The 23,979-nt window shown below is 70.0% G+C and carries 21 protein-coding genes and 2 pseudogenes; 13 read left to right on the plus strand and 10 right to left on the minus strand.

The genetic code is table 11. The features are described 5' to 3' along the window. The first annotated feature begins 41 nt into the window (after positions 1–41). The 9 genes from C6Y14_RS32705 to C6Y14_RS32745 all read left to right on the plus strand — a co-directional run bounded on the left by C6Y14_RS32705 (position 42) and on the right by C6Y14_RS32745 (position 11,692). Entirely contained in the window at positions 42–695 is a 654-nt protein-coding gene (locus C6Y14_RS32705; protein ID WP_159074349.1) for a signal protein, read from the plus strand. A gap of 71 nt (positions 696–766) precedes the next feature. Beyond that, positions 767–1,693 carry a DUF2797 domain-containing protein gene (locus C6Y14_RS32710; RefSeq protein ID WP_107020499.1) on the plus strand — a complete coding sequence of 309 codons (927 nt, stop codon included), beginning with the start codon at positions 767–769 and terminating at the stop codon, positions 1,691–1,693. Positions 1,694–1,866: 173 nt separating this feature from the next. Next, positions 1,867–2,835, plus strand: a complete 969-nt coding sequence (locus tag C6Y14_RS32715; RefSeq protein ID WP_107020500.1) for an amidohydrolase family protein — start codon at positions 1,867–1,869, stop codon at positions 2,833–2,835. 234 nt (positions 2,836–3,069) lie between these two features. Continuing rightward, the gene (locus tag C6Y14_RS32720) at positions 3,070–3,810 is read left to right on the plus strand and encodes a response regulator transcription factor (RefSeq protein ID WP_210881354.1); all 741 of its coding nucleotides are present in this window, start codon (positions 3,070–3,072) and stop codon (positions 3,808–3,810) included. Then, positions 3,807–5,477 carry a sensor histidine kinase gene (locus C6Y14_RS32725; RefSeq protein ID WP_107020502.1) on the plus strand — a complete coding sequence of 557 codons (1,671 nt, stop codon included), beginning with the start codon at positions 3,807–3,809 and terminating at the stop codon, positions 5,475–5,477. The genes C6Y14_RS32720 and C6Y14_RS32725 overlap by 4 nt, the downstream gene beginning before the upstream one ends. A 14-nt stretch (positions 5,478–5,491) precedes the next feature. After that, entirely contained in the window at positions 5,492–6,967 is a 1,476-nt protein-coding gene (locus C6Y14_RS32730) for a bifunctional glycosyltransferase family 2/GtrA family protein (protein WP_107020503.1), read from the plus strand. Then, positions 6,964–9,222 carry an ArnT family glycosyltransferase gene (locus C6Y14_RS32735; RefSeq protein ID WP_107020504.1) on the plus strand — a complete coding sequence of 753 codons (2,259 nt, stop codon included), beginning with the start codon at positions 6,964–6,966 and terminating at the stop codon, positions 9,220–9,222. Before C6Y14_RS32730 ends, C6Y14_RS32735 begins: the two co-directional genes overlap by 4 nt. Before the next feature lie 96 nt (positions 9,223–9,318). After that, positions 9,319–10,830, plus strand: a complete 1,512-nt coding sequence (locus tag C6Y14_RS32740) for an MFS transporter (RefSeq protein ID WP_107020505.1) — start codon at positions 9,319–9,321, stop codon at positions 10,828–10,830. 82 nt (positions 10,831–10,912) lie between these two features. After that, positions 10,913–11,692: a TetR/AcrR family transcriptional regulator gene (locus C6Y14_RS32745; RefSeq protein WP_199854946.1), complete on the plus strand. Its 780-nt coding sequence runs from the start codon at positions 10,913–10,915 to the stop codon at positions 11,690–11,692. 190 nt (positions 11,693–11,882) lie between these two features. On the opposite strand, the gene C6Y14_RS32750 is transcribed toward C6Y14_RS32745, so the two are convergent. From C6Y14_RS32750 to C6Y14_RS32765, 4 genes are all read right to left on the minus strand, one after another. Next, positions 11,883–12,344, minus strand: a complete 462-nt coding sequence (locus C6Y14_RS32750) for a PPOX class F420-dependent oxidoreductase (RefSeq protein WP_107020506.1) — start codon at positions 12,342–12,344, stop codon at positions 11,883–11,885. Between the two features lie 80 nt (positions 12,345–12,424). Continuing rightward, positions 12,425–13,249 carry a YceI family protein gene (locus tag C6Y14_RS32755; protein WP_107020507.1) on the minus strand — a complete coding sequence of 275 codons (825 nt, stop codon included), beginning with the start codon at positions 13,247–13,249 and terminating at the stop codon, positions 12,425–12,427. Between the two features lie 145 nt (positions 13,250–13,394). Then, a complete protein-coding gene (locus C6Y14_RS32760; RefSeq protein WP_107020508.1) occupies positions 13,395–16,013 on the minus strand; it encodes an MFS transporter in 2,619 nt (872 codons plus the stop codon). 23 nt (positions 16,014–16,036) lie between these two features. Further along, complete coding sequence (locus C6Y14_RS32765; RefSeq protein ID WP_107020509.1) at positions 16,037–16,552, minus strand: MarR family winged helix-turn-helix transcriptional regulator; 516 nt, start codon at positions 16,550–16,552, stop codon at positions 16,037–16,039. Positions 16,553–16,931: 379 nt separating this feature from the next. Here C6Y14_RS32765 and C6Y14_RS32770 point away from each other — a divergent pair, with 379 nt between their 5' ends. Further along, positions 16,932–17,129 (plus strand): hypothetical protein, encoded by a 198-nt coding sequence (locus C6Y14_RS32770; protein WP_107020510.1) that lies wholly within the window; start codon positions 16,932–16,934, stop codon positions 17,127–17,129. 58 nt (positions 17,130–17,187) lie between these two features. Here the strand turns inward: C6Y14_RS32770 and C6Y14_RS32775 are convergent, their stop codons facing one another. The 5 genes from C6Y14_RS32775 to C6Y14_RS32795 all read right to left on the minus strand — a co-directional run bounded on the left by C6Y14_RS32775 (position 17,188) and on the right by C6Y14_RS32795 (position 20,912). Next, the gene (locus tag C6Y14_RS32775) at positions 17,188–18,012 is read right to left on the minus strand and encodes a hypothetical protein (RefSeq protein ID WP_107020511.1); all 825 of its coding nucleotides are present in this window, start codon (positions 18,010–18,012) and stop codon (positions 17,188–17,190) included. 90 nt (positions 18,013–18,102) lie between these two features. After that, positions 18,103–19,002, minus strand: a complete 900-nt coding sequence (locus C6Y14_RS32780; protein WP_107020512.1) for an RNA polymerase sigma factor SigF — start codon at positions 19,000–19,002, stop codon at positions 18,103–18,105. 245 nt (positions 19,003–19,247) lie between these two features. After that, entirely contained in the window at positions 19,248–20,120 is an 873-nt protein-coding gene (locus tag C6Y14_RS32785; protein ID WP_107020606.1) for an RNA polymerase sigma factor SigF, read from the minus strand. Positions 20,121–20,397: 277 nt separating this feature from the next. Next, positions 20,398–20,691 carry a Dabb family protein gene (locus tag C6Y14_RS32790; RefSeq protein ID WP_107020513.1) on the minus strand — a complete coding sequence of 98 codons (294 nt, stop codon included), beginning with the start codon at positions 20,689–20,691 and terminating at the stop codon, positions 20,398–20,400. A 41-nt stretch (positions 20,692–20,732) separates the two neighbouring features. Then, a complete protein-coding gene (locus tag C6Y14_RS32795; protein WP_107020514.1) occupies positions 20,733–20,912 on the minus strand; it encodes a hypothetical protein in 180 nt (59 codons plus the stop codon). Positions 20,913–21,079: 167 nt separating this feature from the next. On the opposite strand from C6Y14_RS32795, the pseudogene C6Y14_RS32800 reads away from it, so the two are divergent. The 3 genes and pseudogenes from C6Y14_RS32800 to C6Y14_RS32810 all read left to right on the plus strand — a co-directional run. Beyond that, a pseudogene (locus C6Y14_RS32800) lies at positions 21,080–21,448 on the plus strand (DUF3631 domain-containing protein); the annotation flags it as partial. A 180-nt stretch (positions 21,449–21,628) separates the two neighbouring features. Further along, positions 21,629–21,862 (plus strand): helix-turn-helix domain-containing protein, encoded by a 234-nt coding sequence (locus tag C6Y14_RS32805; RefSeq protein WP_107020515.1) that lies wholly within the window; start codon positions 21,629–21,631, stop codon positions 21,860–21,862. Between the two features lie 78 nt (positions 21,863–21,940). Beyond that, positions 21,941–23,217: pseudogene (locus C6Y14_RS32810) on the plus strand (tyrosine-type recombinase/integrase). A 19-nt stretch (positions 23,218–23,236) separates the two neighbouring features. On the opposite strand, the gene C6Y14_RS32815 reads toward C6Y14_RS32810, so the two are convergent. Next, the gene (locus tag C6Y14_RS32815) at positions 23,237–23,833 is read right to left on the minus strand and encodes a DUF4145 domain-containing protein (protein ID WP_159074350.1); all 597 of its coding nucleotides are present in this window, start codon (positions 23,831–23,833) and stop codon (positions 23,237–23,239) included. Between the last annotated feature and the right edge of the window lie 146 nt (positions 23,834–23,979).

Here is a 23,979-nt window from a genome sequence, read left to right on the forward strand (position 1 = left end):
CCGGGGGGTCGTGGCATGTGCGCAGCACGGGAGGGGAACTCATGAGGATCAAGACCGGCACAGTGGCAGTCATGACCATGGTCCTGGCGACACTGGCGGGCTGCGGGCGCAGTTCGGCCGGAGGGTTGGAGGACTCGGCATCTTCGGCTTCGAGTGCACCGTGGTCGGCGCAAGCCGGTCTCTCTCCTGAGGAGCTGCAGAGCCGTTGGTGGACATGGGCGATGTCGGAACCTGAAGGTACCAACCCGGTCGCTGACGAGGACGGGAGCGACTGCGAGCGCAACCAGCCGAAGGACGTGTGGTTTCTGGCAGGGACCTTCGGTACTCGGGCCGAACGCACATGCAGCATCCCCGACGGGGTCCCTGTCGCGTTTCCCCTGGTGAACCTGATGGCCGGCCCGGCGGTCTGCACCAGTTTCATGAGCACGGCCAAGGGGTCGGCGGTCCTGGACGGCGAGGAGGTCGAGGCGGAGAGCAGCCGAGGAGAGCCGATCTCTGTGCAGGGCGTCGTCTTCAACCCCGTCACCGGCACGGACGAGCGCTTCACGACCACCGGGTGCGGCCTCTGGGTCCAGTTGCCGCCGCTGAAGTCCGGGAAGCACACGCTGACGATCCGTGGTCAGGCCGAGGACTTGTCCGTCGGTGTGGACTACTTCCTGACCGTGGATGCCGAGGATGCCTTGGATGCCGTGTAGGCGAACGCGCAGGGGAGCCCGAGCTCGGGTCCCCGGCCCCCGGGGGCCCCGAGCCTCTATGCTCGTCAGTGATGGCACAGGTGTGGAAATGCAAGGGGCTTCGGTGGGCCGGGGGCGAGCCCGTGCTGGTCTGGGACGGGGAGCGGCGCAGTGGGTTGCCGTGGGGGAAGCAGGTCGCGTTCGCCGTCGTGGGCGGGGGTGAGCGGCGGTGTGTGGGGGCGCGCGGGCACAGCTGTTTCGCGGGGGCCGCGGTGTCCGGGCGCAGTGTCGGGGCCCGGTGCGAGGAGTGCGCGCGGCTGGACCGGGCCCATTCCGTCGCGGCGGACACCTTCGCCGACGACCCCCGGCCCTACTCCGTCTATCTGGCCTGGTTCGGACCCGGGATGGTCAAGGTGGGGATCACGGCCGTCGAGCGCGGGTCGGCGCGGCTGCTGGAGCAGGGCGCCGTCGTCTTCACCTGGCTGGGGCGGGGGCCGCTGATGTCCGCCCGGCGCAGTGAGGAGCTGCTGCGGACGGCGCTGGGAGTGCCGGACCGGATCGCGTACGACGCCAAGCGGGCCGTGCGGAGTGCGCTGCCGGAGCGGGGCGTGCGGGCGGCGGAGGTACGGGAACTGCACGCGCGGGCCGTGGGGCTGGACGGGTGGCCGGACGCCCTGGAGCAGATGCCGTTCGAGGCCGTCGATCACACGGACGCGTTCGGGCTGGACGGGCTGCCGCCGGCCGTGGCCGTCGTCGGCGAGCTGGTCCCGGGAGGTGTCGTGCGGGGTGAACTGGTCGCCGCCGCCGGGCCGGATCTGCATCTGCGGACCGGGCGAGGGGTCGTCGTGCTCGATACGCGGCTCATGACCGGGTGGGAACTGACCGGGGCGACCGGAGCGACGGGAGCGACCGGGGCGACGGGAGCGACCGGGGCGACGGGAGCGACCGGGCCGGGGGAGCGCGGGGACGTCACCGTGCCCGTGCGGGAGTTCGGGGGAGTTCAGGACGGGCTCTTCTGAGGGGCGGGGGCAAGAACATAGGCGGGGCAGGGGGCAGGCACCGGGCGGTGTGGAAGCGTGGGCGTGGGCGTGCCGAGTGGTACCGGTGCCACACGTCGCATGGCGCCGAGGTGGAGCGGAGCCACGGTTTCGAGCGCGGGCATGGCCGACGGCACGGAGAGGACGGAAGCGGGATGGAAGCGGGGACGGAAACAGAGGGCGAAGCCGTCGGCGTGCGGCGGTTCTGGGAAGGCCTCGGGCTTCTCGGGCTCGTCGACGTCCACACCCACTTCATGCCCGAGTCCGTACTGAAGAAGGTCTGGGCCTACTTCGACGCGCTCGGGCCGCTCACCGGCGGTGTCGAGTGGCCCATCACCTACCGCGCCGAGGAGGACGAACGGGTCGGGATGCTGCGGGAGTTCGGCGTGCGTGCCTTCACCGCCATGCTCTACCCGCACAAGCCGGGCATGGCCGAGTGGCTGAACCAGTGGGCCGTCGACTTCGCCCGCCGGACCCCCGACTGCCTCCACACGGCGACGCTGTTCCCGGAGCAGGGCGTGGCGGAGTACGTGCGCAGGGCGCTGGACGACGGGGCGCGGGTCTTCAAGGCGCACGTCCAGGTGGGGGCGTACGACCCCGCCGACGCGCTTCTCGATCCGGCCTGGGGGCTGCTCGCCGAGGCGGGGACCCCTGTCGTGATCCACTGCGGATCCGGGCCCTCGCCCGGCAAGCACACCGGCCCCGGGCCGGTCGGGCAGGTGCTCGCGCGGCATCCGCGGCTGCGGCTGGTGATCGCGCACATGGGGATGCCGGAGTACGAGGACTTCCTCGACCTCGCCGAGCGGTTCGGGGAGGTGCGGCTGGACACGACGATGGCGTTCACGGACTTCAGCGAGGAGTTCGCACCGTTCCCCCGGCGCGCGCTCCCCCGCCTTGCCGGACCGCCCCGCCCCGACGGACCGCCCCGCCCCGACGGCCTGCGCCGTCACGCGGATCTCCCTCGCCTCGCCGGTCTCGGTGACCGGATTCTGCTCGGGACCGACTTCCCCAACATCCCCTACCCGTACGAGCATCAGCTGCGGGCGCTGGAGCGGCTCGGGCTCGGGGAGGACTGGCTGCGCGCGGTCTGTCACGACAACGGGGCACGGCTGTTCGGGCTGTGAGCGCCGGACCCGCCCGTACGAGGCCGGACCTGCCCGTACGAGGCCGGACCTGCCCGTACGAGGCCGGACCTGCCCGTACGAAGCCGGGCCCGCCCGCACGAGCACCGGACCCGCTCGTCTCGTACCGGGTCCGAGAGGTTCCCCAGTGTTCCCTGAGAGACGGCTGTGTGTTTCTCAGGGTATTCACAGGTTCCCGAAAGGGTGCTCTCAGGGCGGCCCACCAATGTGTTGGCTATGACCACGACCTCGCCCCAGGGGCGCACCGAACTGCTGAGGCCGGACGGGAGCCCCGTCCGCGTGCTTGTCGTGGACGACGAGCTGTCGATCACCGAGCTGCTGTCCATGGCCCTTCGCTACGAAGGGTGGCAGATCCGCAGCGCGGCCGACGGAACCGGTGCGGTGCAGACCGCCCGTGAGTTCCGGCCCGACGCCGTCGTTCTCGACATGATGCTGCCCGACATGGACGGTCTCGCCGTCCTCGGCCGGCTGCGCCGGGAGCTGCCCGACGTGCCCGTTCTCTTCCTGACCGCGAAGGACGCGGTCGAGGACCGGATCGCGGGGCTGACGGCCGGCGGCGACGACTACGTCACCAAGCCCTTCAGCCTGGAGGAGGTCGTGGCCCGGCTGCGCGGTCTCATCCGCCGTTCCGGCGCCGCCGACCGCCGTTCCGACTCGGTGCTCGTCGTCGGTGACCTCACCCTGGACGAGGACAGCCACGAGGTGTCGCGCGCCGGTGACGGCATCCACCTCACCGCGACCGAGTTCGAGTTGCTGCGGTTCCTGATGCGCAATCCGCGCCGGGTGCTCAGCAAGGCGCAGATACTCGACCGCGTGTGGTCGTACGACTTCGGCGGCCAGGCCAACGTCGTCGAGCTCTACATCTCGTATCTGCGCCGCAAGATAGACGCCGGCCGTGAGCCGATGATCCACACCCGGCGCGGCGCCGGTTACCTGATCAAGCCCGCGACGTCGTGAGCGGGCGGCGACGGCCGCGTACGCAGCGGCGCCGACCGTCCGGGGCCCCGCGCACGCTGCGGCGCCGGCAGCCTCGGACCCTGCGGACGCGGCTCGTCGTCTCGGCGGTCGTGCTGATCGCGGTGGTGTGCGCGGTGATCGGCACGGTGACCACGATCGCGCTCCGCTCGCACCTGTACGAGCAGCTCGACGACACGCTCAAGGACGCCACCATGAGGGCGGCGGGACCGCTGAAGCCCGGTGGGGTCCAGCCCGATCCCGACGGCGACGGCAGCGGTGGCGGCGACAACGGGAAACCGGAGAAGTCGCTGTCGGAGTTCGTCAAGCAGGGCCCGCAGCCCAGCGGCACGGTCGCAGCGGAGGTGACCGGCGGCAGCATCACCGAGGCACAGGTCGGCAAGAAGACCAAGACCGACGAGGGGATACCGGACCTCGACGCCGACTCCCTCACCGCGGCACAGACCGCCGCCCTCGCGGGCGTGCCGCAGGACGGGCGCCCGCACACGGTCACCCTGCCCGGCCTCGGCGAGTACCACGTCCAGTTCCAGACCGGTGACAACGGCTCGTTCTACGTGGGCGTGCCCACCGAGGACGTCACCAACACGCTCAACACCCTGATCCTCGTCGAGGTCAGCGTCACGGTCGCCGGCCTGATCGCCGCCTCCTTCGCCGGGGCGACCATCGTGACCGTCGCCCTGCGCCCCCTCCGCAAGGTCGCCTCCACCGCCACCCGCGTCTCCGAACTGCCGCTGCACACCGGCGAGGTGACCCTCAACGAACGGGTCGCCGAGTCCGAGACCGATCCGCACACCGAGGTCGGGCAGGTCGGGGCCGCGCTCAACCGCATGCTCGACCACGTCCAGGGCGCGCTGCACGCGCGCCAGGAGAGCGAGACCCGCGTACGGCAGTTCGTGGCGGACGCCAGCCATGAGCTGCGTACCCCTCTCGCGTCCATCCGCGGATACGCCGAGCTGACCAGACGCGGACGCGAGGAGACCGGGCCCGACACCCGGCACGCGCTGGGCCGGATCGAGTCCGAGGCCGGGCGGATGACGGGCCTCGTCGAGGACCTGCTGCTGCTCGCGCGCCTCGACGCGGGACGGCCGCTCAGTTACGAGCACACCGACCTTTCGCCGCTGGTCGTGGACGCCGTGAGCGACGCCCGCGCGGCCGGGCGCGAGCACAACTGGCGGCTGGAGCTGCCGGATGAACCCGCGCTGGTGCTGGCCGACGCGGCTCGCGTCCAGCAGGTCATGGTGAACCTGTTCGCGAACGCGCGTACCCACACACCACCGGGCACGACCGTGACCGCCCGCGTGCGCCGCCAGGGATCCTGGGTGTGCGTGGACGTCCAGGACAACGGGCAGGGCATTCCGCCGGACCTGCTTCCGCATGTCTTCGAACGGTTCGCGCGTGGCGACTCCTCGCGCTCGCGCTCCTCCGGCTCGACCGGGCTGGGGCTCGCCATCGTGCAGGCCGTCGCGGCCGCGCACGGCGGTGCGGTGACCGTCGACAGCGTCCCCGGACACACCGTCTTCACGGTGCACCTGCCCGCGCCGGCCCCGCAGGCGCCCCATTCTCATGAGGCGTTCATTTCTCAAACAAATTCACAACCGTACTCACAGGCACACCACAGCGCGACCACATGGGTGCAACAGGGCGCTTGACGACAGTCGTTGTCATGCGAACCGAACCTTCTCCCGGCAACCTGCCGGCGCGGGAGCACCTCCCGGCCGGAAATGCCGGTACGCCTGTCCTGGACGTAGTGATCCCCGTCTACAACGAGGAGAAGGACCTCCAGCCGTGTGTGCTCAGACTCCACGAGCACCTGTCCCGCACCTTCCCGTACGCGTTCCGCATCACCGTCGCGGACAACGCGTCCACGGACACCACTCCCCTGGTGGCGGCGCGGCTGGCGGCGGAGCTCCCCGAGGTCAGATCGTTCCGGCTGGAGCAGAAGGGCCGCGGCCGGGCGCTGCGGACCGTCTGGTCCGCCTCGGACGCCCCGGTCCTCGCCTACATGGACGTCGACCTCTCCACCGACCTGAACGCGCTGCTCCCGCTGGTCGCCCCGCTGATCTCCGGTCACTCGGACCTCGCGATCGGCTCGCGGCTCGCCCGTAGCTCGCGGGTGGTGCGGGGCGCCAAGCGGGAGTTCATCTCCCGTACGTACAACCTGATCCTGCGGGGGTCGCTGCAGGCCCGGTTCTCCGACGCGCAGTGCGGCTTCAAGGCGATCCGGCGCGATGTCGCGCAGGTGCTGCTGCCGCTCGTCGAGGACACCGGCTGGTTCTTCGACACCGAGATGCTGGTCCTCGCCGAACGGGCCGGGCTGCGCATCCACGAGGTGCCGGTTGACTGGGTCGACGACCCGGACTCGACCGTGCACATCGTGAAGACCGCGACCGACGACCTCAAGGGCGTGTGGCGTGTGGGACGCGCCCTCGCCACCGGCTCACTGGCGCTCGACCGCCTCGCCCGGCCGTTCGGGGACGACCCGCGCGAGAGCGAGATCAGCGGCGTACCGAAGGGCCTGGCCCGCCAGCTCGTCGGATTCTGCGTCGTGGGCGCCCTGTCCACGCTGTTCTACCTGGTGCTCTACAGCGGCTTCCGTACGTTCTCGGGTTCGCAGATCGCCAACGCGCTCGCCCTGCTCGTCTCGGCGGTCGCCAACACCGCCGCCAACCGGCGCCTGACCTTCGGCGTACGGGGCAAGGGCGGCGCGGTCCGCCACCAGGCGCAGGGCCTGGTCGTCTTCGCCATCGGACTCGCCCTCACCAGCGGCTCGCTCGCCGCCCTGAACGCGGCGACGACCGAGCCGGCGCACGCCACCGAACTCGCGGTGCTGGTCGTCGCCAACCTCGCGGCGACCGTGCTGCGCTTCCTGCTCTTCCGGGCCTGGGTGTTCCCGGACCGGCACGACACGTCACCGTCGACCGTCGTCGCCTCCCACACGCCCGCCATGCCGACCGCGCCGCCGACCGTGCCGACCGGACCCGCGTCCCCCGTCTACGCGACGGCGCCGCGGTCCCCGTACGGCACGCAGTCCCTGTACGGCGCGGCCGACGCTCCGCACGACCACCAGACCTGGGGGGACCCGACGATGCAGCTGCAGCCGGTGCGCCCGAACGATCACGATCCGAGGGACCCGCGATGACGACGACTCAGCACGAGCAGCCGGATACGGGGGCCGCCGACCCCGGTCGGAGGCCACCCGCATCGACGGCGGTACAGGAACCGGTCACTCCGGCGGAGCCGACCGCGCCGCCCGCCGCTCCCGAGGACGGCAGTCCCAAGCAGCCCTTCGCGCGCCGCCTGTGGCGCGGGCGGCCCGAGGACAACCGCTGGGTGCGCCCCGCGTTCCTCGGCGCGCTGCTGCTGATCGGCGCGCTCTACACCTGGAACCTCACGGCCTCCGGGTACGCCAACTCCTTCTACTCGGCGGCGGCCCAGGCCGGCAGCCAGTCCTGGAAGGCCTTCTTCTTCGGCTCGCTCGACTCGGCCAATGCCATCACCGTCGACAAGCCCCCGGCCTCCCTGTGGCCGATGGCCCTGTCGGTGCGGCTGTTCGGCCTGAACTCCTTCGCGATCCTGTTCCCGCAGGTCCTCATGGCCGTCGCCACGGCCGGAGTGCTGTACGGGGCCGTGCGCCGCCGGTTCACCCCCGCGGCCGGCTTCCTCACCATGGCGGTGTTCGCGCTCACGCCCGTCGCCGCGCTGATGTTCCGCTTCAACAACCCGGACGCGGCCCTCGCCCTCCTGATGGCCGTCACGGTCCACTGCGTCCTGCGCGCCATGGAGAAGGCCGAGACGAAGTGGCTGGTGTGGGCGGGTGCCGCCGTCGGTCTCGCCTTCCTGGTGAAGACCCTCCAGGCCTTCCTGATCCTGCCGCCCCTCGCGATCATCTATGCGGTCCTCGCGCCCACGACCGTGCGCAGGCGCATCGGTCAGGTGCTGCTCTCCGGCCTGGCGATGATCGTCGCGGGCGGCTGGTGGGTGGCCCTGGTCGAGCTGTGGCCGGCGTCCTCCCGACCGTACATCGGCGGCTCGCAGAACAACTCGTTCCTCGAACTCACCTTCGGCTACAACGGACTCGGCCGCATCAACGGCGAGGAGACCGGCAGTGTCGGGGGCGGCGGAGGAGGCGGCGGCTGGGGCGAGACCGGCTGGGACCGGATGTTCAGCTCGTCCATCGGCGGTCAGATCTCCTGGCTGATCCCGGCCGCGCTGATCGTGCTCGCCGCCGGGATCGCGCTGACCTGGAAGACGAAGCGGACCGACATGGCCCGCGCCGCGTTCCTCGCCTGGGGCGGCTCGCTGCTGATCACCATGGTGGTCTTCAGCTTCATGCAGGGCATCTTCCACGAGTACTACACCGTGGCCCTCGCCCCGTACGTCGCCGCCGTGGTCGGTATGGGCGCGAGCGTGCTGTGGGAAGAGCGCGGCCGGATGTGGATCTCGCTCACCATGGCGGCCACCGCCACGGCCACCGCGGTCTGGGGTTACGTCCTCCTGAACCGCTCCTCCGACTACCTGCCCTGGCTCAAGTGGCTGGTCCTGGTCGGCGGGCTGGTCGCGGCACTCGGCCTGATCTTCATCGCGCGGCTGGGACGCAGGCTGTCCCTCGCGGTGGTCGGGCTCAGCTTCGTCGCGGCTCTCGCGGGCCCGACGGCGTACACGCTGACCACGCTGAACGAAGGCCACAGCGGCTCGATCGTCACGGCGGGGCCCTCGGTCTCCGGCGGTCGCGGCGGCCCCGGCGGCGGTGGCATGGGCGGCGGTCCCGGTGGCGGCGGTGGCGGTATGCCGGGCCAGAACCAGCAGGGCGGTACCGGTACCGGTCAGAACCAGCAGGGCGGCGGCATGGGCCAGCCTCCGACCGGCGGCTTCCCCGGTGGCGGCCAGCAGAACGGCAATGGCCAGACGGGGCAGAACGGCCAGAACGGTCAGAACGGCCGGACCCAGCCGGGAGGCGGTACCGCCGGCGGTACCGGTGACGGTGGCGGCATGGGCGGCGGAGGCGGTGGCGGTATGGGCGGTCTGCTCAACGGCGCGACCGTCAGCTCCGAGGCCAAGGCGCTCCTGGAGAAGAACTCCGGGGACTACACCTGGGTGGCGGCGGCCATCGGCGCGCAGAACGCGGCGAGCTACCAGCTCTCCACCGGCGACCCGGTGATGGCGATCGGCGGCTTCAACGGCAGCGACCCGTCGCCGACGCTGGCCCAGTTCAAGAAGTACGTGGCGGACGGGAAGATCCACTACTTCATCTCGTCCGGCTCGATGGGCGGCGGTGGCGGCAGCGACAGCTCCGGCACCGGGACCCAGATCAGCGAGTGGGTGCAGAAGAACTTCAAGGAGGTGACGGTGGGTTCGTCCACCTTCTACGACCTGACGCAGGCCACGAGCAGCTGACGTACTTCACCAAAGGCGGTGGCCCGGGCGAACGAGCGCCCGGGCCATCTTTTCTGTTGTTGTACGCCGTATAGGGACTGTTCTACGGTGTATGGCATGCCCACTTTCCAAGGCCACCCCCAGCGGTGGCTGATCCTCGGTGTCATCTGCCTCGCCCAGCTCACCGTGCTGCTCGACAACACCGTGCTGAACGTCGCGATCCCCACCCTCACCGAGGAACTGGGCGCCGGCACCTCCGACATCCAGTGGATGATCAACGCGTACTCGCTGGTGCAGTCGGGACTGCTGCTCAGCGCGGGCAGCGCGGCCGACGGTTACGGCCGTAAAAAGATGCTGGTCGCCGGTCTCGTGCTCTTCGGCATCGGCTCGCTGGTCGCCGGACTCGCCGACACCACCGGGCAGTTGATCGCCGCCCGCGCGGGCATGGGCGTCGGCGGCGCGCTGCTGCTCACCACGACGCTCGCCGTCGCGATGCAGATCTTCGCGCCCGACGAGCAGCCGAAGGCCATCGGCATCTGGAGCGCCGTCAACGCCCTCGGCTTCGCGACGGGACCCCTGCTCGGCGGGTTCATGCTCGACCACTACTGGTGGGGCGCGATCTTCCTCATCAACCTGCCCGTGGTGGCGCTGGCCCTCACCGCCGTGATCAGCCTCGTACCGGAGTCCAAGGCTGTATTTTTCCGGGGAGCAACCCCCGGACCCCCGGAGCGCGGCGACCGCCCCGACCTCCTCGGCGCCCTGCTCTCCACGATCGGCATGACCGCCCTCGTGTACGCGATCATCTCCGGCCCGGAACACGGCTGGACCTCCGCCCGCGTCCTCGGCACCGCCGCCCTGGCACTCGCCGTCCTGGCCTTCTTCGCCTACTGGGAGAGCCGGATCCCGTACCCGATGCTCGACCTGCACTTCTTCCGGGACCGGCGCTTCACCGGGGCCGTCGCCGGTGCCGTACTGATCACCTTCGGCATGGGCGGCGCGCTCTTCCTGCTGACCCAGCACCTCCAGTTCGTCCTCGGATACGGGCCCCTGGAGGCAGGTCTGCGGACCGCGCCGCTCGCCCTGACCGTGGTGGCCCTCAACTTCACCGGACTGTCGGCGAAGTTCACCGCGAAGCTCGGCACACCCGTCTCCATCGCCCTCGGCATGGTGCTGATGTCCGGCGGCCTGGTGTCGATCGCGACCCTCGCGTCGAACGGTTACGCCGGTACGCTGCTCGGCCTGCTGCTCATCGGCGCGGGCTGCGCGATAGCCAACCCCGCCATGGCGCACGCCATCATGAGCGCGATCCCGCCGGAGAAGGCGGGCGTGGGCGCGGGCATCAACGGCACGCTGGCCGAGTTCGGCAACGGCCTCGGCGTCGCCGTCCTCGGCGCGGTCCTCAACGCCCGCTTCGCCGCGCTGATCCCGTTCGCCGCGGCCTCGCTCCCGGCGACGCTCGCCACGGCGGACTCGACGGACGAACGCGCGCGGATCACGGACGGGTTCGCGTCCGGCCTGGAGACCAGCCAGCTGGTGGGCGCGCTCGCCGTGCTCCTCGGCGGACTGCTGGCCGCCGCGTTGCTTCGGCGGGCCGAGAGGGCAGACTCCGCGGTGGCGGTCCCGATGTGAGGCCGCCCGGTGGGTAGCAGGGCCGGGGCGGACCTCGATGGTCCGAGGCGTCCCGGTACGGAAGTGTCGAGGAAGGTGCGCCATGGTGAGGGCAGTCGACCGGGCCGAGCGCCCGGCACGGACCAGCGTGTGGTTGGAGGGCAAGGCCCCGCGAGGCGGTGGCGCCCGGGGCGGCCAGCCGGCGTCACTCGACCGTGAGCGGATCACCGGGGCGACGGTACGGCTGCTCGACGCGGACGGGCTGGCCAAGTTCTCCATGCGACGGCTGGCCGCCGAGCTGAATGTGACCGCGATGTCCGTCTACTGGTACGTGGACACCAAGGACGACCTTCTTGAGCTGGCGCTCGACGCGATCTACGGCGAACTGGAACTGCCCGACCCGGAGGCGGACGAGGACTGGCGGGATCAGCTCCGCGCGCTCGCCTCCGGCTACCGGGCGCTGCTCGTACGGCATCCCTGGGCCTCGCCGCTCACCGGGACGTTCCTCAACATCGGCCCCAGGTCGGTCGCCTTCTCGCGGACCGTGCAACGGGTGATCCGCAGGACCGGGCTGCCCACGCACCGGCTGGCGGGGGCCATCTCGGCCGTCCTCCAGTTCGTGTACGGGTTCGGCACGATCGAGGGGCACTTCACCGCGCGGTCCGCGGAGGCGGGGATGAGCCCTGACGCGTACTTCCAGCAGGCGCTGAGCACTCTGCGGGGGGCTCCTGAACTGGACGACGTGCTGGAGGAGTCCAAGGAGCTGATGCGGGCGCGCGGGGGGAGCACGGTGGGGGAGATGTATGAACGGGACTTCGGGTTCGCGTTGGATCTGGTGATCGCGGGGATCGAGACGGTTGTGCTCCGCGGGGGTGAGGGGTAGGGGTGCGGGTTTGTTGCCCGCGCCCCCTCAAGACGAAGAGACTGCGCCGTTCCCCGCGCCCCTGAGATGCGAAGACTGCGCCGTTCCCCGCGCCCCTAAAAGCAAAAGGCTGCGCCGTTCCCCGCGGCCCTGGGGGGTGAAGGTCAAAGATTGCGCCGTTCCCCGCGCCCCTGGGGTGGCCGGGCTGGGGCTATGCCAGGCGGGCCGGGAAGCCGCCCGTTGCCACCGGGCCCCATTTTTCCGGGGTGATGCGGATGATCGACTTGCCCTGCTTGAGCATTGCCTGGCGGTACTCGTCCCAGTCCGGGTGTTCGCCCGAGATGTTGCGGAAGTACTCGACCAGGGGTTCCACCGAGTCGGGGGAGTCGATCACCTCGGCCGTGCCGTCGATCTGGACCCAGGGGCCGTTCCACTCGTCGCTCAGGACGATCAGGCTGACCCGCTCGTCGCGCTTGGCGTTGCGGGTCTTGGCGCGCTCCGGGTAGGTGGAGACGACGATGCGGCCCGAGTCGTCGACCCCGCAGGTCAGGGGCGACCCCTGCGGGCTCCCGTCGGCCCTGCGGGTCAGCAGGATGGCGCGATGACGGGGACGTACGAAGTCGAGCAGCTCGGCCGACGATACGGAGGTGTTCGTAGCGATGTTCGGTGCCATGGGGGCAGCCTAGATGTACAACCGCCCACCCAGGCTGACCCTGCCGTGCCTACGCACAGGTCTTTGTCCGTACCCGCGGGCTATACCTGCGGGAGCGTCTCCCCCTGCACCGCCTGGATGTCCAGCTCCACCTTGAGCGTGGTGCCGATCGCCGCGATGCCCGCCTGGACGACCTGGTTGTAGTTCATCGCGAAGTCCTCGCGGCGCAGTTCCGTGGTGGCACGGAAGGCCGCCCGCGTGCCGCCCCAGGGGTCGGCGCCGGTGCCGAGGTAGGCGAGGTCCAGGTCGACCGGGCGTACGACCCCGTGCAGGGTCAGGTCGCCGTGGACCGTCCAGCGGTCGCTGCCGGTGGCCGGGGTCAGGCCCGTCGAGACGAACGTGATCTCCGGGTGGCGCTCCACGTCCAGGAAGTCCGGCGACTTCAGGTGCCCGTCGCGCATGGCGTTGCCCGTGTCGATCGAGTCGGCCCGGATCACCGCCTCCACCCGGGACTTGGCGACCTCGTCCGGGGCGATCTCGATCGACCCGGCGAACTGCGTGAACCGGCCGTGCACGCTGGAGATCCCCAGGTGCTGGGCGACGGCGCCCACGGAGGAGTGGGCCGGGTCCACCGTCCACGGGCCGGGCGGCGGCAGCTCGGTGCCACCCTGCCGGGCGAGGGTCACGGTGCCGATCTCGGCCCGGCCGCTCGCCGTGACGATGGCGCTCGACGCGACGGGCGCGTACCCGACGGCCGTGACGATCACCGTGTACGCGCCGGGCACGAGGACGACCGCGTCCCGCACGGCGCCCTCCTCGTCGGCCTCGGCACGCACCACCTGGGCGCCCGTCATGTCGGTCACGGTGACGACCGCGTGCGACACGGCCCAGCCGTCCCGCGTACGGATCCGCGCGGTCAGTCCCATTGCACACAACCTCATCTCATGAAAACCGGCCCGCGGAGCACGCCTCCGCTCGGAACGCGCCCCACGGGCCGGGGTCTTCGACCTGCTGGTTCTTCAGCTACTTGTTCTTCTTGTTCTTCAGGTTGTTCTTCAGGCGGTCCTGCGACTACTCGCCGGGGTGGGCGAGCCGGATGTCGTGGCCGTCCACGCCGCCGCCGCTCACGGTCAGGGCCGTGGCCACCGGCGGGTAGCCGGTCGCGATGACGGTGTACTCGCCGCTGTCCAGGTCGGCGAAGGCGTACGCCCCGTCCGTCCCGGTGGTGGCGGTGCCGACCACGTTGCCCGCCGCGTCGACGAGCGTGACCCGGGCGTCGCCCAGGGGGCCGGCGGGTGCGTGCACCACGCCCTGGAGCTGCGCCCCGGCGGTCAGTTCGACCTCGACCCGGGTGACGCCGGTGCCGCCGACCTCGACGGGCAGGGCGCGGGGCCGGTGTCCGGCGGCGTTCACCGCGACGGTCACCGCACCGGGCACCAGCTCGGCGAAGGTGAACTCGCCCTGCTCACCGGTGGTCCCGGTGGCCAGCACGTCACCGCGCACATCGGTCACGATGACCATCGCGCCGACGACCGGCTGCCCGGTCCCGGCGGCCTTCACCGCACCGGCGAGCCCGCTCGTGCCGCTCAGCAGGATGTCGTACGCGAGCGGCTCACCGTTCACGACGACCGTCGAGGCCTGCGGCTGGAACCCGTCCGCGGAGGCGATCAGCACGTACGAACCCGTGCCGGGCGCGTCCACCGCGTATCCACCGTCGGCCTGGGCGACCGAGCGGCCCAGCTGACGGCCCGCGAGGGAGATCAGCGTGACGGCTGCCCGGGGCACGGGCGCGCTCTCGGCGCCGCGTACGAACCCGTGGACCGGCACCCCGCCGGAACCGGAGCCGGAGCCGGAACCCGCACTCACGGCGGCGTCGGTACCGGCCGCCAGGGTGGCGACGGCCGAGAGCCGCTGGGTGCCCGCGGGACCCTGCTCAGGGCCCGCACCGTTGCCGGTGTCGGCGACCGCCCAGCTCGGTACGCGCTCGTCGCTCCCGTTCGGGAAGACGTCGGCCGAGCCGGCCGCCGCGGGGGAGTTCGCCGTGGGGGAGTCCGCCGCCGGGACGGTCGCGGCGACGGCGGCCGTTCCGTCCGCCTGGGCGGCCTCGGCGGCCTGCGCCAGCCCGCCCGACGTACGCAGCGGGACCTCCTTGATGAACAGCGTGACGACGAAGGCGAGCAGGGCCATGGCGGCGGCGATCAGGAAGACGTCCGCGATGCCGTGCCCGTACGCGCTCTCCATGACCGTGCGCAGCGGCGCGGGCAGGGAGTCCATGTCCGGGATGCTGCCGGTCGAATGGCTCGCCGCGGCGGCGTACTTGGGGTCGATGCCGGTGAGGCCGTCCTTGACGTAGTCGGTGATGCGGTTGGCCATCACCGCGCCGAGCGCCGAGACGCCCATCGCGCCGCCGAGGGAACGGAAGAAGGTCACCGTGGAGCTGGCCGCGCCGAGGTCCTGGGGCGCCACCTGGTTCTGCGTGGAGAGCACCAGGTTCTGCATCATCATGCCGATGCCGAGACCCAGCAGGGCCATGAAGATCGCGGTCTTCCAGTAGTCCGTGTCGTAGCGGATGGTGCCCAGCAGACCGAGGCCCGCCGTGATGAGCACACCGCCGCCGACCAGCCACGCCTTCCACTTGCCGGTCTTGGTGATGATCTGGCCGGAGACCGTGGAGGAGACGAACAGGCCGCCGATCATCGGGATCGTCAGCACACCGGACATGGTGGGCGACTCGTCCCGGGCCAGCTGGAAGTACTGGCTGAAGAAGACGGTGCCGGAGAACATCGCGACACCGACGAAGAGCGAGGCGAGGGAGGAGAGCGCGATGGTCCGGTTGCGGAAGAGCCGCAGCGGGATGATCGGTTCCTTGGCCTTCGACTCGATGAACACGAAGAGCAGTCCGAGCGCGATCGAACCGCCGACCATCGCGTACGTCTGCCACGACACCCACTCGTACTTGTCGCCCGCGAAGGTGACCCACAGGAGCAGCAGCGAGACCGCGGCGGAGATGAAGAACGCGCCGGCCCAGTCGACCTTCACGTCCCGCTTCACGACGGGCAGGTGCAGGGTCTTCTGGAGGACGATCAGCGCGATGATCGCGAAGGGCACACCGACGTAGAAGCACCAGCGCCAGCCGAGCCAGCTGGTGTCGGTGATGACACCGCCGAGCAGCGGGCCGCCTACGGTCGCGACGGCGAACGTGGCTCCGAGGTAGCCGGAGTACCGGCCGCGCTCACGCGGGGAGATCATCGCGGCCATGACGATCTGCGCGAGGGCGGACAGACCGCCCACGCCGATGCCCTGGACCACGCGGCAGGCGATCAGCATGCCCGCGTTCTGCGACAGACCGGCGGCGGCCGAGCCCAGGACGTAGACGACGAGGGCTATCTGGACGAGCGCCTTCTTGCTGTACAGGTCCGCGAGCTTGCCCCACAGGGGTGTGGTCGCGGTCATCGACAGCAGGGCGGCGGTGACGACCCAGGTGTAGGCGGACTGGCCGCCGCCCAGGTCACCGATGATCTCGGGCAGGGCGTTGGAGACGATCGTCGACGACAGGATCGCGACGAACATGCCGAGCAGGAGCCCGGAGAGGGCTTCCATGATCTGCCGGTGCGTCATCGGAGCGCCGTCGGGGGCGCCTCCGTGCTTGGCGTGTGAGCCCCGCACACCGGCTGGTGTGGTCGTTGCCATGGGCTTCCTTTTCTTGTGTTGCGTCATACGGGTGTACGGGTGGTCCGCTCGGCGGGCGCCGCGGCGGGCCCGGCCGGTACGACCGGGGAGGCCGGTACGGGCGTCAGGGCCCGGCAGTCGCCGAAGCTGGCGCGCAGTCGGCCGAGCAGGGTGTTGAGCTGGTCGACCTCGTCGTCGGACCAGTCCGCCAGGTAGTGGGCAAGCGCGTTCATGTAGCGCTCGGAGAGATCGGCGAGCATGTCGCGTCCGGCGGGGGTGAGCCGCAGGATGCGGGAGCGCTTGTCGGCCGGGTCGGGGGACCGGTCGATCCAGCCGTGCTCGGCGACGTGCGCCACATGCCGGCTGGTCACCGACATGTCGATGGCCATCAGCTCGGCGAGACGGCTCATGCGCATCTCCCCGTGCCGGTCGAGCAGCGTGAGCACCGCGGCGGAACCCGCCGGGCACTCGTGCGGGAGGATCCGGCCCAGCCCCCGCTTCACGGCGCCGATGGCGCTCAGCTGCTGGGCCAGCTCCTCGTACTGCCGTCGAGCGGCCATCGCACCCCCTTCATCCCTCTTCACGTTTCGTTTATTGCCTCAGGCAACCATAAATACTGTTGGTTGCTGCAGGCAAACGAAATGGGACCCTACGGCCTAAAACCTTGGCAAAGGCAAGTATTGGCGAACGTAAACTCGCAGCTCAGGCGGGTTTTTCGTGGCCGCTGGCCGCTGGCCGCTGGCCGCAGACCGTCGGCAGTCGCTGGCCGTTCGACCCGCGCGATGCCTGAGTCGGCCGCCCCATTCAGCCCGTCCGGCGTCTGAGGACGAGGCCGCAAGGCCGATACGGGGGTCCGAGGGCGGAGCCCCTGGGCGGTGCCCAAGAGATAGACGGCCCCAAAACTTGGGGCCACCGAACGCACCCGATAGGGTCACGCGCATGGCAAACACCCAGGGCCCCGAGGGCAACTACGACCCCGCGGGTAGCACCCAGATGTTCCGAGCATTCGTCGACGACCCGCAGAGCCGTCAGCAGCAGCAGGCGGCCACCACCCGGGGTCCCCAGGTCGGGCTGATCGTCGGTGTGGTCGTGGCCGTCGCGATCGTCGCCGTGGTCGCCTGGCTCGCACTCATGTAGCCGCTGCGAGCAGCCGCTCAAGCGGCTGCTCAGGCGGTTGCGGGCGCCCCCGGGCGCCCTATTCCCACCGGATGGACACGTCCAGCGTCTCCACATGCATACCGAGAGGTACGCGCCAGGCGTCGACGCACACCGTCCACGTCTTCTCCGTCCGGCTGCCCGGAGTGATCGGCACGGGCAGCCGTTCGGTCGACTCGACGGTCGCCCAGTCGATCCCGAGCGCGCCGATGACGTGCGTCCCGAAGGTCACCGTGCCCGAACGCACCGCGGTGCCCCCGGTGTTGTGGAACCCGACGGTGACCTTTTCGCACCACCGCTTGTCGGCGGGCTCCCGCGCGGGCTCACCGACGTCCAGCACGGCGGGACCGGCGGGCGTGCCGGCGCCGCCGGTGGCGCCCGTACCGCCGTCCCCTGCCGAGGGCGGGCTCGTACGACCGCTGTCGTGCGCCGCCGCCCCGGACGAACCGGACGCCGATGAGTCGGACGCCGAAGGGCCGGCGTCGCGCCCGTTCGCGCCCCCGCCCCCGGCAGCCGGGGCGCCACTCGGGTCCCCGCCGCCCGACCGCTTACCGCCGGGCGCCGCACCCGCCGAACTCGGGCCGTCCACCGGCCCCTTGGCCGCGGACCCGCTCTCCAGCGGCACCAACTCCACGTCTCCTGTGGGCGCGACGGCCTCCGCCGAGGACGAGGGCCGCTGCACGGCGACGTACCCGTCACCGTCGCCTTCGCCACCACCGATACCACCACCGATACCACCACCGATGCCGATACCGCTGCCGCAGGCGACCAACGTCACCGCGCCCAGACAGACCACAGCCGCCGAGGCGCCCCCAAGGGCCCCTCGGCGACCACGTATCGACTGCTGCCCCACCCGTCGACGCATCGCGCCAGTGTGGCTGACGATCCGTCAATTATGAACCCGCGCGGAAGAACCTCTCGGGGACTCGGGGGCTCGGGGGCTCGGGGCGCCGGCTCAGTCGGAGATGAGGCCTTCCCGAAGCTGGGACAGCGTCCGCGTGAGCAGTCGGGAGACGTGCATCTGTGAGATGCCGACCTCCTCGCCGATCTGCGACTGCGTCATGTTGGCGAAGAAGCGGAGCATGATGATCTGCCGCTCGCGGGGCGGGAGTTTGGCGAGCAGGGGCTTCAGGGACTCGCGGTACTCGACGCCCTCCAGTGCCGTGTCCTCGTAGCCGAGGCGGTCCGCGAGGGATCCCTCGCCGCCGTCGTCCTCGGGGGCCGGGGAGTCGAGGGACGACGCCGTGTAGGCGTTGCCCACCGCCAGGCCGTCGACCACGTCCTCCTCGGACACGCCCAGCACCACGGCGAGTTCGGCGACGGTCGGCGAGCGGTCCAGCTTCTGGGAGAGCTCGTCGCTGGCCTTGGTCAGCGCGAGCCGCAGCTCCTGGAGCCGGCGCGGCACGCGCACCGACCACGAGGTGTCCCGGAAGAAGCGCTTGATCTCACCCACGACCGTCGGCATCGCGAACGTCGGGAATTCCACGCCCCGTTCGCAGTCGAAGCGGTCGATCGCCTTGATCAGGCCGATCGTGCCGACCTGGACGATGTCCTCCATCGGCTCGTTGCGCGACCGGAACCGGGCGGCCGCGTAACGCACCAGCGGAAGGTTGAGTTCGATGAGGGTGTCCCGCACATAGCCGCGCTCGGGGCTGTTCTCGTCGAGTGCGGCGAGCCGCAGGAACAGGGAGCGGGACAGAGTGCGGGTGTCGATCACTTCCGGGGTCGGGGGGAAGGCCGGGGCTTCCGCGGCCGGGATGGCCGGAACCTCGACAACGACACTGTGAAGCACGTCTGGCGCGGATTCGCTCTTCGTGAGCGTGAGCACCTTCGAGCTGCCCTGGTCTGCGGACATGCCACCCCCTTTGGGTCGCGGACGGTCGCGGCGGAACGCTCCCGTCGAAGGAACGCAGCCTCCACCTGAATACCGGCGGCGGGGCTGCGGCAAACGCGTCACCGGAAGAATGTCACATGTCGGCAACACGCTGTAGTGACATGTCGACACAACAGGGGTGAATAGGCCCTGGAAAAGGGGGGTCTGACGGTTTTTCGACGCAGAAACGACGGGAAAAGGCCTTGGAAGCGATTCGCTCCCCGGAGCTACGCCTCGATCCTGTTTGCGGATCGAAGCCGAGCGAAACTACGGGCGAGGAGCCTTGACACATGCATCTGCGAGACACCCAGTTCAGCGCTGATCTGTGACTGCGTCAGATTGCTGTAGTAACGCAGCAGAAGGATGCGCTGCTCCCGCTCGGGCAACTGGACGAGCAGATGCCGTACGAGGTCCCGGTGCTCCACGCCGTCCAGCGCGGGGTCCTCGAAACCGAGCCGGTCGAGGAGTCCTGGCAGCCCGTCGCCCTCCTGGGCGGCCTCCAGGGAGGTCGCGTGGTACGAGCGCCCGGCCTCGATGCAGGCCAGCACCTCGTCCTCGGTGATGCGCAGCCGTTCGGCGATCTCGGCGGTCGTGGGCGTGCGCCCGAAGGCCGTCGTGAGGTCCTCGGTGGCGCTGTTCACCTGCACCCACAACTCGTGCAGCCGGCGCGGTACGTGGACCGTGCGGACGTTGTCGCGGAAGTACCGCTTGATCTCACCGATGACGGTGGGCATCGCGAAGGTCGGGAACTGCACGCCCCGGTCGGGGTCGAAGCGGTCGATGGCGTTGATCAGCCCGATGGTCCCGACCTGGACGACGTCCTCCATGGGCTCGTTGCGGGAGCGGAAGCGGGCGGCCGCGTACCGCACGAGCGGGAGGTTCGCCTCGATCAGCGCGGCCCGCACCCGGCCGTGCTCGGGGGTGCCGGGCTCCAGGTTCTTGAGCTCGCCGAAGAGGACCTGGGTGAGGGCCCGGGTGTCGGCGCCGCGGCGCCGCTGCGGGCTCTGGTCCGGGGAATCGCCCGGCTCGTCGATCCGTTCGTGGGCCTGCGGCTTCTGCTGGGGAGGTGCAGGTGCTTGAGGCGCGGTACTGGCCGGCACGGTCAACTCCACCTCTGGGTCCGTCAACCCGTGAAAACACAAGTCCGAACGACGTCCGTCAGACACATGCGTCAACTCATCGGTCAAAAGCGGTCATAGCATCACAAGACATGTGCACTGTGTGCAAGCACCTCATCACTCCGTGTTGAGCTCCGTTCGGGGGCCGGGGCATGAAGAGCACACGAAAGAACCCCCCGCCGTTCGGGCGAGGGGCCGGTGTTCCGCGTGGGACGCGACGTGCCGCGCTGTACCGCGTCGTGCGGCGTCGCGCGGCGACTCAGAACTCGTAGTCGGCGATCACCCAGGTGGCGAACTCGCGCCACAGTGCGACGCCCGCCTGGTGGGCGGGATGCTCGATGTACCGCTTGAGGGCGTCCGTGTCCTCGACCGCGGAGTTGATCGCGAAGTCGTAGGCGATGGGGCGGTCGGTGATGTTCCACTCGCACTCCCAGAACTGCAGTTCGGGAATCGAACCGCCGAGTGCACGGAAGGCGGCGACGCCCTCGACGACGCGGGGTTCGTCCCGCTCGACACCTTCGTTGAGCTTGAAGAGGACCAGGTGGCGGATCACGTGCACTCCGAGATGTGGGGTGGGGGCGGCGACGAAACGCCCTAGTCCTTGGCCCCGTCGGCGACCCAGGTCATGAAGTCACCGACGGACTGGGCGGCGTTCGAGATGCCCTCGAAGCCTATCTGGACGTAGTCCGCTGCCCCTTTGGGGTCGGTGATGATCACGTACAGCGCGAAGACCACGACTACGTAGACGGCGATCTTCTTCGAATGCACCGCCATCGCGGCCTCCCCCGTGTGCCTGCTGTCTGTGCCCGCGCCTGCCACCCGCTGCCTGTGTCCCTGCGGCCGCTGTGCCTGTTGGGGCCCCTGGTGTCGGCGGCGAGTGTAACCCCGGCCAGTTGATCTGACGATCTTTCAATGAAGTGGGGCAGGGCAGCACGAAGGGCCTGACCGCCTCACGCGCCAACGACGAAGGCAGCCTTGGGGTCCGGCTGCTGACCGACCTGTGCGACCACGTCATGGTCGGCATCGACCGCCTGCCCACCGTCGCCATCCTCGACCGGCTGAACGCGCTCGACGATGCCCCGTGGGCGGATCTGCACGGCAAGCCGCTCGACAACCGGCGGCTGTCGAAGATGCTCGCGGAGTACATGAAGGCCGACAATGAGCCCATCGCCTCCCGCAACATCAAGACCGCCGGGAGTGTGCTCAAGGGCTACTCCGCCGCCGATCTGTGGGACGCCTGGGCCCGCTACTGCCCCCCACCCCCGGAAAGTCCGCTACCTCCGCTACCGGGCATGGAAAACACGGTCTGACCAGCGAAAACGCGGTAGCGGCAACCGCCCTCGGTTGCCGCTACCGACCCGCTACCCATCCGCTACCGCTACCCCTTCCCGCTACCTCGAACAGGCCCTTGACCTGCGAGGTAGCGGCGGTAGCGGAAGTAGCGCCCCTCAGAGGGCCCCCGGAAGGCCAGTCCTAGAGGAGACCTTTTGATGAGCATCGCCGCTGTGGACACTGCACCGCTCGCTGAGGCTGACGACCTGGCCCCGGTTCTCCTGACCGTCGAAGAGGCCGCCCGCTGCCTCCGCGTCGGTCGCACCACCTGCTTCGCGCTCATCCGCACGGGAGAGCTGGAGTCCCTGACCATCGGCGGACTCCGGCGCGTCCCCGCCGACGCTCCGGCCGCATACCTCGAACGCCGCCGCGCTGAGCAGCGAGCTGCCTGATCGCCTCACACCGGGACGCCACCTCGCCGCGAGGTGGCGTCCCGGGCTGTTTCCACACCAACTTGAAGGAGTCCGCCCGTGGCGGAGGACAAGAAGCGCACCCGGCAGCCCAACGGCCGGTCGTCCATCTACCAGAGCAAAGACGGCAAGTGGCACGGCCGCGTGACCGTAGACATCCGTGACGACGGCAGGCCGGACCGCCGACACGTCGAACGCAAGACCCGCGCCGAAGTGACGTCCGCCGTGCGAGAGCTGGAGAAGCAGCGCGACAGCGGAGCCATGGGCAAGGCGGGTCGGGCCTGGACCGTGGAGGCGTGGCTGACGCACTGGGTCGACACCATCGCGCCGCTCGCGGTCAACGAGAACACGATGGTCGGATGCGGCGTTGCCGTGCGAAAGCACCTGATCCCCGCGCTTGGGGCCCATCGTCTCGACAAGCTCGGCCCCGAGCACATCGAGCGCTTCTACGGGAAGATGCAAACGGCCGGCCGTAGGGCCGGGACGATCCATCAGATCCACCGCACCTTCAGGACCTCCCTCAACGAGGCGGTACGACGGGGCCACCTCGCACGCAACCCGGTACAGCTCGCCAAGGCGCCCCGGGTGAGCGAAGAGGAGATCGAGCCGTACACCGTCGAAGAGGTGAAACGACTCCTGCGAACCGCCGATGACCGCCGCAACTCCGCTCGCTGGGCTGTGGCACTGGCGCTCGACTCCGGCAGGGCGAGGCCCTTGGGCTGAAGTGGACCGATGTGGACGCCGAACGCGGAGTGCTGATGGTGCGTCGGAGCCGTCGCCGCCCGCGCTATGCCCACAGGTGCGGGGACCCCTGCGGTCGTAAGGCCAGGTACTGCCCGCAGAGGCAGCGCACGAACCCGGAGACGGCAGACACGAAGTCACGCGCCGGACGCCGGGCAGTTGGCCTGCCTGCGCAGCTCGTAGACCTGTTGAGGGCTCACCGGGTGAAGCAGGATGCCGAGCGCGCGGCGGCGCGGGAGAAGTGGGCCGATGAGGGCTGGCTGTTCGCCACTCCGGACGGACGCGGCACCCCGCCCCGCACCGACTACGACGACTGGAAGGAATTGCTTTCCGACGCCAAGGTTCGGGACGGTCGGCTGCACGACGCTCGCCACACCGCAGCGACGGTCCCGCTGATCCTCGGAGTCTCCGAGCGAGCCGTGATGGGGATCATGGGATGGTCCACTACGTCCATGGCCGCGCGATACCAACACATGGTCGACACGGTTCGGATGGATGTGGCGCGGCAGGTCGACGGACTCATCTGGAGGTCGGCCGGAACAGGCTCAAGCGACCGTAACGACGAATTCCCCGAGGGCTTCACGTCAGCGCGGTGATCAGGACAGGGCGGGGCTTTCAGGCCCCGCCCGAAGGTTTTGCTTGCTTCTGCGACGTGCGACGTGCGGCTCGCTGAGCTGCCATTTGGGTACGCTGAGCAGGCTGGACGTACAGCACGAGCACTGCTTCGTCAATGAGTTCGGCAATGTCTGCGATCTCTTCGGCGGAGTAGGCGAGGGCTTCGTGCGCCGCGTCGTTCCCGACGAATCGTGCCTCATGAAACGCGTCCACAATCTCCTGCGACGCGCCAAGATCCTTAAGTGCAGTGATGCGCTCGTACAGATTCTTGCCGGCGGCGCCGCGTTCTTTGACGATCTGCTCGACGGTCGCGCGATACCCGATGCCGGCGAGACGGAAGGCTCCGGCTGCCTCGGCCAGGGCGCCTTCCGAGAAGACCTCACGGATGGTCTCCGGAGCCTCGGGGGCTAGCTCACGCGGGGTCCTCTTCGGCCAGAGCTGTTCCAGTTCCCTGGTAGCAATGGACACCGTGTAGCGCGCTCCCGAGAGTTGGTGCACCTCCATGGCCCCGAGGCGCAGGAAGACGCTCTCAGCATTGCACCAATGGCAGCGCAATGACATTAGAAACTTGGCAGTAGAGGGTTCCGTGTTGGACACGCGAGTACCTTGCAGTTCTCGGTGCTCGGTACACATGAGTGTCGCGTGATGGAAGCAGTGCGGACACTTGCCAGCGACAGTTGACTGGTCGGGGTCTCGACCATCAAGGCCCTTGAACTCATTCGTCACTTGAGGACCGTATCCCG

The organism is Streptomyces dioscori, assembly GCF_003024195.1.
GTDB lineage: Bacteria > Actinomycetota > Actinomycetes > Streptomycetales > Streptomycetaceae > Streptomyces > Streptomyces dioscori.

Excerpts from the sequence above, each read along its gene's own strand:
- C6Y14_RS32705 (WP_159074349.1), top strand. The coding sequence starts at position 42 with ATGAGGATCAAGACCGGCACAGTGGCAGTCATGACCATGGTCCTGGCG.
- C6Y14_RS32710 (WP_107020499.1), top strand. The coding sequence starts at position 767 with ATGGCACAGGTGTGGAAATGCAAGGGGCTTCGGTGGGCCGGGGGCGAG.
- C6Y14_RS32715 (WP_107020500.1), top strand. The coding sequence starts at position 1,867 with ATGGAAGCGGGGACGGAAACAGAGGGCGAAGCCGTCGGCGTGCGGCGG.
- C6Y14_RS32720 (WP_210881354.1), top strand. The coding sequence starts at position 3,070 with ATGACCACGACCTCGCCCCAGGGGCGCACCGAACTGCTGAGGCCGGAC.
- C6Y14_RS32730 (WP_107020503.1), top strand. The coding sequence starts at position 5,492 with ATGCGAACCGAACCTTCTCCCGGCAACCTGCCGGCGCGGGAGCACCTC.
- C6Y14_RS32735 (WP_107020504.1), top strand. The coding sequence starts at position 6,964 with ATGACGACGACTCAGCACGAGCAGCCGGATACGGGGGCCGCCGACCCC.
- C6Y14_RS32740 (WP_107020505.1), top strand. The coding sequence starts at position 9,319 with ATGCCCACTTTCCAAGGCCACCCCCAGCGGTGGCTGATCCTCGGTGTC.
- C6Y14_RS32745 (WP_199854946.1), top strand. The coding sequence starts at position 10,913 with ATGGTGAGGGCAGTCGACCGGGCCGAGCGCCCGGCACGGACCAGCGTG.
- C6Y14_RS32750 (WP_107020506.1), bottom strand. The coding sequence starts at position 12,344 with ATGGCACCGAACATCGCTACGAACACCTCCGTATCGTCGGCCGAGCTG.
- C6Y14_RS32755 (WP_107020507.1), bottom strand. The coding sequence starts at position 13,249 with ATGGGACTGACCGCGCGGATCCGTACGCGGGACGGCTGGGCCGTGTCG.
- C6Y14_RS32760 (WP_107020508.1), bottom strand. The coding sequence starts at position 16,013 with ATGGCAACGACCACACCAGCCGGTGTGCGGGGCTCACACGCCAAGCAC.
- C6Y14_RS32765 (WP_107020509.1), bottom strand. The coding sequence starts at position 16,552 with ATGGCCGCTCGACGGCAGTACGAGGAGCTGGCCCAGCAGCTGAGCGCC.
- C6Y14_RS32770 (WP_107020510.1), top strand. The coding sequence starts at position 16,932 with ATGGCAAACACCCAGGGCCCCGAGGGCAACTACGACCCCGCGGGTAGC.
- C6Y14_RS32775 (WP_107020511.1), bottom strand. The coding sequence starts at position 18,012 with ATGCGTCGACGGGTGGGGCAGCAGTCGATACGTGGTCGCCGAGGGGCC.
- C6Y14_RS32780 (WP_107020512.1), bottom strand. The coding sequence starts at position 19,002 with ATGTCCGCAGACCAGGGCAGCTCGAAGGTGCTCACGCTCACGAAGAGC.
- C6Y14_RS32795 (WP_107020514.1), bottom strand. The coding sequence starts at position 20,912 with ATGGCGGTGCATTCGAAGAAGATCGCCGTCTACGTAGTCGTGGTCTTC.
- C6Y14_RS32805 (WP_107020515.1), top strand. The coding sequence starts at position 21,629 with ATGAGCATCGCCGCTGTGGACACTGCACCGCTCGCTGAGGCTGACGAC.